Origin of the sequence: Streptomyces sp. BR123 (genome assembly GCF_013401435.1) — a bacterium.
In the GTDB taxonomy this organism is placed as follows: Bacteria; Actinomycetota; Actinomycetes; order Streptomycetales; family Streptomycetaceae; genus Streptomyces.
Genome location: NZ_JACBGN010000329.1, coordinates 1 through 7,432 on the forward strand (window position 1 = coordinate 1; position 7,432 = coordinate 7,432).

7 protein-coding genes are annotated in these 7,432 nt (G+C 74.7%); 5 read left to right on the plus strand and 2 right to left on the minus strand.

Going from position 1 to position 7,432, the window contains the following annotated elements:
• The 5 genes from HYE82_RS31560 to HYE82_RS31580 all read left to right on the plus strand — a co-directional run.
• Positions 1 to 985 (plus strand): chitinase (locus HYE82_RS31560; protein ID WP_179177625.1); only part of this gene is annotated, 985 nt, incomplete at its 5' end.
• A 270-nt stretch (positions 986 to 1,255) separates the two neighbouring features.
• Positions 1,256 to 3,433, plus strand: a complete 2,178-nt coding sequence (locus HYE82_RS31565) for a SpoIIE family protein phosphatase (protein WP_309144507.1) — start codon at positions 1,256 to 1,258, stop codon at positions 3,431 to 3,433.
• A gap of 43 nt (positions 3,434 to 3,476) precedes the next feature.
• Positions 3,477 to 4,163 carry a DUF5701 family protein gene (locus HYE82_RS31570; protein WP_179177626.1) on the plus strand — a complete coding sequence of 229 codons (687 nt, stop codon included), beginning with the start codon at positions 3,477 to 3,479 and terminating at the stop codon, positions 4,161 to 4,163.
• 84 nt (positions 4,164 to 4,247) lie between these two features.
• Complete coding sequence (locus HYE82_RS31575; RefSeq protein WP_309144508.1) at positions 4,248 to 5,090, plus strand: methyltransferase domain-containing protein; 843 nt, start codon at positions 4,248 to 4,250, stop codon at positions 5,088 to 5,090.
• Positions 5,091 to 5,163: 73 nt separating this feature from the next.
• Positions 5,164 to 5,634 (plus strand): hypothetical protein, encoded by a 471-nt coding sequence (locus tag HYE82_RS31580; RefSeq protein ID WP_179177627.1) that lies wholly within the window; start codon positions 5,164 to 5,166, stop codon positions 5,632 to 5,634.
• Between the two features lie 9 nt (positions 5,635 to 5,643).
• Here the strand turns inward: HYE82_RS31580 and HYE82_RS31585 are convergent, their stop codons facing one another.
• Together HYE82_RS31585 and HYE82_RS31590 are read right to left on the minus strand one after the other, a co-directional pair.
• Positions 5,644 to 6,369: a hypothetical protein gene (locus tag HYE82_RS31585; RefSeq protein ID WP_179177628.1), complete on the minus strand. Its 726-nt coding sequence runs from the start codon at positions 6,367 to 6,369 to the stop codon at positions 5,644 to 5,646.
• A gap of 33 nt (positions 6,370 to 6,402) precedes the next feature.
• Positions 6,403 to 7,350, minus strand: a complete 948-nt coding sequence (locus HYE82_RS31590) for a virginiamycin B lyase (RefSeq protein ID WP_179177629.1) — start codon at positions 7,348 to 7,350, stop codon at positions 6,403 to 6,405.
• Positions 7,351 to 7,432 lie beyond the last annotated feature (82 nt).

Here is a 7,432-nt window from a genome sequence, read left to right on the forward strand (position 1 = left end):
CCCCACGACCGCGCCCACCGCCACCGCCACGGCGACCGCGACCGCCGGCCCGAAGCCGACCGCCACCGCGACCCGCCCGGGCGGCACCGCCAAGGCGGCCCCCTTCGCCCCGTACGTGGACACCTCGCTCCACCCCGCCTTCGATCTCGTCGGCACGGCCGACCAGACCGGCGTCAAGGAGTTCAACCTGGCCTTCATCACCTCCGGGGGCGGCTGCAACCCGCTGTGGGGCGGCGTCACCGCCCTCGGCTCCGACCACGTCGCCTCCCAGATCCAGGCCCTGCGGGCCAAGGGCGGCGACGTCCGGGTGTCCTTCGGCGGCGCCGCCGGCTCCGAGCTCGCCCTGGCTTGCTCCTCCGCCGCGGACCTGGCGGCCGCGTACGGCAAGGTCATCGACGCGTACGGGCTGACCAAGGCCGATTTCGACATCGAGGGCGCGGCCCTGCCCGACACCGCCGCGAACACCCGGCGCGCCCAGGCCATCGCCATGCTCCAGAAGAAGCACCCCGGCCTCGCCGTCTCCTTCACCCTGCCCGTCATGCCCGAGGGCCTGACCCAGCCGGGCGTGGACCTCGTCGCCGACGCCAAGCGCAACGGCGTGGCCATCTCCGCCGTCAACATCATGGCGATGGACTACGGGCCGGCGTACAGCGGCGACATGGGCGGGTACGCGATCCAGGCCGCGACAGCGACCCAGGCCCAGATCAAGGGCGTCCTCGGGCTCTCCGACGCCGAGGCCTGGAAGACGGTCGCCGTCACCCCGATGATCGGCGTCAACGACGTCACCAGCGAGATATTCACGGTCGAGGACGCCGCCCAGCTGGCCGATTTCGCCCGCGGCAAGGGCCTGGGCTGGCTCTCCATGTGGTCGGGGGCCCGCGACAAGCAGTGCCCCGGCGGCGCCAAGAACCAGGCCGACGCCACCTGCTCGTCCGTCCTGCAGGCCCCGCTGGCCTTCACGAAGGCCTTCGCGGCCCGCTCCTGAGCGGGCGCGCCGGAGTCCGGTGCGGGTACCGCGCCCCGCAGGGGCGCGGGAACCCGAGCGACCACCCCACCGGCCCGCGGTTCCACGGCCGGACTTCCGGCGGAGTGCCCGGGGCACCTTCCCGGCCCGCCCCGGGCGCCCACCGCCGGTCGTCCCGCTCCGTGGGCGGCCGCCGACGGTCCGTGCCCGGCCAGGGCGGGGCGGGACGGCCGGGAGGCGCCCCGGCGGGCGGGCCGAGCGCGCGGATGGGTCCGGGGTGACCATGGTCAGGTGGGAGACGAGCCGCGGGACCGGGGCGCCGGCCACCGGCTGATGGAGGAGGCGCTGGTCGAGACCTGCGCCGAGGCCGGTGCGTCCATCGGCATGTTCTACCTGCCCGAGCCCACCGGGCGGGTGCTGCACCTGGCGGTCACCGTCGGCGTGGCCCGCGAGTTCGCCGTCCCCTGGGCCCGCGTCGGGATCAACGACCCGGTCCCGGTGGCGGACGCGGTCCGCGAGCAGCGCCTCGTCTGGCTGGGCGGCCAGGAGGACACGGCCCGCCGCTACCCGCGGGTCGGCCTGGTCGTGCCGTACCGCTTCGCGCTCGCCGCCACCCCGCTGGACACGGCCGGCACCGCCGACGAGCTGCGCACGGGCGCCGGGCTGGTGCTGCTGTGGCCCGGCTCGCACGGGCCGCGCCTCAGCGACCGCGAGCGGCAGGTGCTCGACGCGGGCGCGCAGCGCCTGGCGGGCATCCTGCGCCGGGCCGCCGACGAGGGCCGCGCCATCCAGCCGGAGGCCTACCCGGTCATCCTGGCGCCGCGCCCGCCGCCCACCCCGGAACCCGCGGAGGCGGCGGCGGGCCTGGCCTTCATCCGGCGCCTGCCGGGAGGCAGCTGCGCCCTGGACATGAACGGAAAGGTCACCTTCATCACGGAGCGGGCGGCGGACCTGCTGGGCGAGCCCGTGTCGCGGCTGGTCGGCGCCCTCCCGTGGGAGGCACTGCCCTGGATGGACAACCCCACCATCGAGGACCACTACCGGGCTGCCGTGATCAGCCGGATGCCCCGGAGCTTCCTCGCCGACCACCCGGACGGCCGCCGCCTGCGCTTCGACCTCTACCCGGACGCCAGCGGGCTGAGCGTCCGGATCACCCAGGCCGCGGAGGAGCCCGCGCCCTCGGCAGCCGCGCCCCCGGCCGCCGAGACGGCGCCCTCGCCCAGCCGCGCCAACGCCCTCTACCAGCTGATCCACCTGGCGGCCATCCTCACCGAGGCCGCGCACGCCCAGGACGTCGTCGACAAGGCCGCCGACCAGCTCGTCCCGGCCCTGGGCGCGCATGCCATGGCCCTGCTGGTCGAGGAGGAGCGGCGGCTGCGCATCGTCGGCTTCCGCGGTTACACGGCCGAGCTCATGGCCCGCTTCGACGGCGTCCCCGTCTCCGCCGACACCGCCCGCACCCACGTCCTGCGCACCGGCACGCCGCTGTTCTTCGGGAGCCCGGACGAGCTGCTGGCCGCCTACCCCTCGACGATGGTCCTCGACGGCATGGCCGCCTGGGCCTTCCTGCCCCTCATCTCCTCCAGCCGTCCCGTCGGCTCGCTCGTCCTCGGCTACTCCCACCCCCGCACGTTCGCCCCCGGCGAGCGCGCGATCCTGTCCGCCATCGCCGGCCTCATCGCCCAGGCCCTGGAGCGGGCACGGCTGTACGACTCCACCCATCAGCTGGCCCGCAGTCTCCAGACCGGCCTCCTGCCCCGGGTCCTGCCGGAGGTTCCCGGCCTGGAGGTGGCCGCCCGCTACCTGCCCGCTGCGCAGGGCCTCGACATCGGCGGCGACTTCTACGACCTGATCCGCATCGACGACACCACCGCCGCCGCCGCCATCGGCGACGTCCAGGGCCACAACGTCAACGCCGCCGCCCTCATGGGCCAGGTCCGCACCGCTGTCCACGCCACCGCCGGGGCACCGCCGGCCGAGGTCCTCGCCCGGACCAACAGGCTGCTGACCGACCTCGAACCGGGCCTCTTCACCAGCTGCCTCTACGTCCACATCGACTTCACCCGCCGCAGGGCCAGCCTGGCCACCGCCGGCCACCCGCCGCCGCTGCTGCGCCGCCCGGACGGCTCGATCGCGGTGCTGGACCTGCCGCCCGGGCTCCTGCTCGGCATCGACCCGGACACCGCGTACACGGCGACCGAGATCCCCTTCGCCCCCGGCGCCCTCCTCGCCCTGTACACGGACGGCCTGGTCGAAACCCCGGGCCGGGACATCGGGGACGCCATCGGCGAGACGGCGGCCCGCCTCGCCCGCACGCCGCGGGACACCTCCCTGGACGTGGTGGCGGACAACCTGATCGGGCACGCCCGGCGCACCGCGCCCCGCACGGACGACATCGCCCTGCTGCTGCTGCGACACGGATACAGCGATGCGACTTTTCCCTTGACCCTAAAGATACCTTCAAAGTAATGTTATCCCCGATGTAAATTCCTTCGTGGATGTGAGGACACCCTTGACCCAGACCCCCTTCGACGGTGCAGCCGAGTTCGACCGTCAGGTCCGCACCCTGATCGGCCTCGGCTACCCGGCGATGTCCGGCCTGGAGCCCGAACAGTTCACCGCCCTCGTCGCCCCCCTGCGCGAGCATGCCGCGGCCGCCCCGCCCGAGGCGTACGAGCCGGAGGCCGGCCGGGTGCCGTTCCTCCTGGTCGTCACCCGCAACGCGGCACCGGTCGAGGAGACGATGCCCCGCACCGCCCTGCACGGCGGACGCCTCCCCGGCGTCATCGACCGCTCCTACGAGCCCGGCTCGCTCGAACGGTTCACCGCCGCCCCGCAGACCGGCCTCCCCGACCGGGACGCCTACCTGCTGACCGGCGTCGAGCGCGGCGAGGAGTTCTGCGGGGCCGTGCCCCGGGACGCCATGGACGTCATCGCCGGCCGGGGGCGGACCCCTCTCACCATCGAGGAGGGCATCGCGTTCGTCACCCACTTCCCGCAGCTCCTCGTCACGAACAAGTGCTTCTCGCTGGGCGGTTCGCGCAGCGGCGACCGCCGGGTTCCGGCCATCTGGATCAGCCGCAGGGCGCCGAAGCTCGGCTGGTGCTGGGAGGGCAACCCCCACACCTGGCTCGGCATGGCCTCGGCCGGAACCCGTACGGCCGGTTCCCCGGCGGCCACTTCCGCGGCGGCCGACTGACGCCGCAGCCCTCCGCGAGGGCGGTCCGGCGTGCCAGACTGGCGGTGTCGGCACGGCGGAGTGCGTTCCAGGAGGTGTCACATCGTGGCCCAGGGTGCCCAGGAGTCCTACCCGGCGATGCGGCCGGCGGTCGAGGAGACGTACGGCCCCGCGGACCTGAGCCGGGAGTCCGTCTTCGCCGGAGGGTTCATCAACTTCGGCTACTGGAACGCGATCGACCTGAACTCCCCCCTCGGCGAGCCCGAACGCATCCGCAGTCAGCAGGACCTGTACCGGCAGGTCCTGGACGCCGCCGGGCCGCTCGCGGACCGGCGGGTCCTCGAAGTGGGCTGCGGGCTCGGCATGGGCTGCGCACTCGCCCTGGGGGAATACGGACCCGCCGGCGTCACCGGCATGGACGTCCACCCGCAGCAGCTGGAGCGGGCGCGCGGTACGCACGCCGGCCTGCTGCGGGAGGAGCCGGGACGGCTGCGGTTCGTACGGGGAGCCGCCGAGCGGATGCCCTTCGGGGACGAGGAGTTCGACGCCGTCGTCAGCGTGGAGGCAGCCCAGCACTTCCCGGACCTGGCCGCCTTCGCCGTCGAGACGGCGCGGGTGCTGCGACCGGGCGGCCGGGCGGCCGTCGCCAGCTTCTTCACCGTGGACGACGCGCCCGACCGCCCGGCCGAACTCGCAGGACTCCTGCACACGTTCGAGACCGGCCTGGACATCGCCCGCCCCGTGGCCGCGCTCACCGACGCGTTCGCCGGGGCCGGGCTCGCGGACGCCCGGGCCCACTCGATCGGGCCGGAGGTCTGGACGGGCTGGGACACCTGGCTGGCCCGCCTGTGGGCGCCGGACACCTGGCCCCGGAACTTCTTCCGGGCGTACGAGCGCCGCATCATCGACTACTACGTCGTCACCGCGACCCGCCCGCACCGCGGGTGACCGCCCCGGCGCCCCGTCCCCGGCGGGAAATCCGGTTGGCCGGGGCGGCGCCCCGCGCCTACCCTCCCTCGCGATGGAGATGTCCTTCCGGAAGCTGCCGGACAATCAGCACGAGATCCTCGTCCGTGCCCGCAAGGGCCCGGACGTCAGGCTCCCCGCCCAGCCGACCGGCCCCACCATGCCGCACGACCTGGTGCACGCCGTCGTGGAGACCGCCCTCGGCATCGACGACGGCTTCTGGGGAGCGACGGCCCGCGGGGCCACGTTCCAGGGCTTCGAGACGGTCGAACCGGGCCGGCACCGCAGGTCCGGCATGAAGGTGCTCCGCCGGGGCGGCGACGCGGTGATGGCCGCCGAGCTCTCCGTGAACTGGGCGTACCGCGTGTGGCGCGGACTGGACACCGAGGGCCGGGGGGTCGGCCGTCCGCCCCTCGGCCCGGACGCCCTGGCCCGCACCGGGCCCCGCCTGGACGCGGCTGCCGCCCGGTGGGCCGCGGTCCCCGAGGGCGGAGAGCTGCTCTGGTGCTGGGGCACCGACCGCTGAGCCCTGCCGCTACCGGAGGTCGGAGAGGTCGACGGATTCCTGTGGGGGCGGGGTCCCGGCCGGCACCGGCTCGTTGTAGTCGGAGAAGTCGGCGCGGCCCCGCTGGCCGTTCTCGACGCCCTCGACCCGCAGGAGACGAGGCTTGCCCTCCGTGGCGACGTAGTAGGTGGCCGTGTCGGCGCCGTCGCGGCCGGTGACCGTGATCGCCGACGCCCCGTCGACGGTGGCCGTCCCGCCCTTCGTGAGGTTCTCCGAGACGGGCTGCGCGGCGTACTTGCGCTGGAACCCGGACAGGTCGCACACCTGGGTGAGACCGCGCAGCAGGACGTTCTCGGCACTGCCGTGGATCCAGCGGTCGTTGATCAGGGCGGCCGCGTCCTCGCCGGCAGGCCCCGGTACCTGGGACTTGAGGAAGGCCGTGTCCGGCTTCAGCCAGATGTCCTGCCCGCGCTTGACCATCTCCGCGCTGCCGCCGCCCTTGGGCAGTCCGACGCGGCCGGCGCAGTTGCCGTTCACATCGAGGCGGAGGTCCAGGACGGTGCTCCCCGCCGCGTCCTGGACCTGCGCCACCATGTGCACCGACCGGGCACCGGCCAGTTCCGCCCGCGCCCGGTCGACGATCACCCGCGCACTCTCGTCCTCGATGCCGTTGCCGGCGGGCGCCCCGAAACCCGCCAGCAGTGCGCTCGCCGCCCCGGCGGCCAGGGCCGAGGCCACCCTCCGGAACCCGGACATCGCCTCACCTCCGAGGAGGAACGCATCACCCGATCAGCGTAGGCCCGTTGCACGCAGCGCGCAGTCGGGGGACGCGGGCCCGGCCGGCTCGATCCGGGCGATCCCCCCGTGTTCCAGCGCCGTGTAGAGGGCGCCGTCGGGCCCGAAGGCGAGACCGTGGGGCTCGCTGCCGGGGTGCGGCAGCGGGATCTCGGTGACCCGGCCGTCGGGGGAGAGGCGGGCCACCCGGCCCGTGGCCCACTGGGTGAACCAGCAGCTGCCGTCGGGGCCTGCCGTGATGGCGTGCGGACGGCAGTCCGGATCGGGGAGCGGGAACTCGGTGATCCCGCCGTCGGCGGTGATCCGGCCGATCCGGCCCGCGGTGATCTCGGTGAACCACAGGGCTCCGTCGTCGCCCGCCGTCAGGCCCACGGGCCCGCACTCCGGAACCGGCAGCGGGTACAGGGTGACGCGGCCGTCGAGGGTGATCCGGCCGAGGGCTCCGGCCCGGTTCAGGGTGAACCAGAGCGAATCGCCCGCCGCCGTGATGAACGCCGGGAAACCACCCGTCCCGGGCAGCGGGAACTCGTCCACCTCGCCCCCGATGCCGATCCGGCCGATCCGGTCGGCGCCGGCCCGGGTGAACCACAGGGCGCCGTCCGGCCCGGCCGTGATGCCGTACGGGGTGGCGGACCCGCTTCCGGCCCCGGTGCCGGGGAGGGCGTAGGAGCGGGACTGCCCGGAGGTGTCGATCCGGCCGATGCGGTCGTCCCGCATACGGGTGAACCACAGGGCGCCGTCCGGTCCCGGGGTGATGACCGCGGGCCCGCAGTCGGCGGAGTCCAGCGCGAACTCGTCGAGCCGGCCCCCCGGGGTCAGCCGGGCGATGCGGCCGGCGTGCACGAGGGTGCACCACAGCGCACCGTCCGGTCCGAGCGCCAGTGCGTACGGCCCGGAGTCGGGGTCGCCCAAGGCGAAGGTGCGGATACGCGGGGAGGACATGCGGGGCAGGGCTCCCTTCGTCGGAGGCGTGGAGGCGCGGAGGCGCGGGGACACGGGCGGGCACGGGGACGCGGTGCCCCGG

Excerpts from the sequence above, each read along its gene's own strand:
- HYE82_RS31580 (WP_179177627.1), top strand. The coding sequence starts at position 5,164 with ATGGAGATGTCCTTCCGGAAGCTGCCGGACAATCAGCACGAGATCCTC.
- HYE82_RS31585 (WP_179177628.1), bottom strand. The coding sequence starts at position 6,369 with ATGTCCGGGTTCCGGAGGGTGGCCTCGGCCCTGGCCGCCGGGGCGGCG.
- HYE82_RS31590 (WP_179177629.1), bottom strand. The coding sequence starts at position 7,350 with ATGTCCTCCCCGCGTATCCGCACCTTCGCCTTGGGCGACCCCGACTCC.